The 564-nt window shown below is 46.8% G+C and carries 1 protein-coding gene; it reads right to left on the reverse strand.

Going from position 1 to position 564, the window contains the following annotated elements:
* The coding region (locus HMPREF9420_RS14510; RefSeq protein ID WP_007133666.1) for a carboxypeptidase-like regulatory domain-containing protein at positions 1 to 485 on the reverse strand (485 nt) is incomplete at its 3' end.
* Positions 486 to 564: the final 79 nt, after the last annotated feature.

The following is a 564-nucleotide window of genomic DNA, read 5'->3' on the forward strand; positions in this document are numbered from 1 at the left end:
GGGCGGTTGGCCAAAGCCTCGGCATTGATAGAGGCAACAGATCCCGTCAGGTTGGCTTTCTTTTGCACACCGTAACCCACGACAACCACTTCATTGAGCGATTGCTGGTCCTCGCGCAACGTCACGTTATAAGTCGACGTGCCCTCTTTCACCTTAAACACTTGAGCAGTAAATCCCACAAACGACACCTGAATGGTCGTTCCTGCAGGGACATTGAGTTTGAAGTGACCCGTTGCATCGGTAATCGTTCCCACACCCAACTGATTTAAATCGGTGATGGAGGCACCTATAATCGGCTCACCATCAGGGTCGGTTACCACACCTGTAATCACTTTGTTCTGTGCAACGACCGCTGCCACGCTTGCAGCCCGAACGGACTGTGGCGCAACGAAAGGCACGAACACTACTAAACCGGCGGCTGCTAACGACAAGACTCTTGCTTGCGAGCAACCCAATAATAAATGCTTACGCTTTATTGAAGCCATATTAGAAGAGGTTTGATAAATTGATGTATTAGACAATTTGTTAATAAAGATTACAAAGTAAATTAATATCTACAAATAT

The sequence above is a fragment of the Segatella salivae DSM 15606 genome (genome assembly GCF_000185845.1).
GTDB lineage: Bacteria > Bacteroidota > Bacteroidia > Bacteroidales > Bacteroidaceae > Prevotella > Prevotella salivae.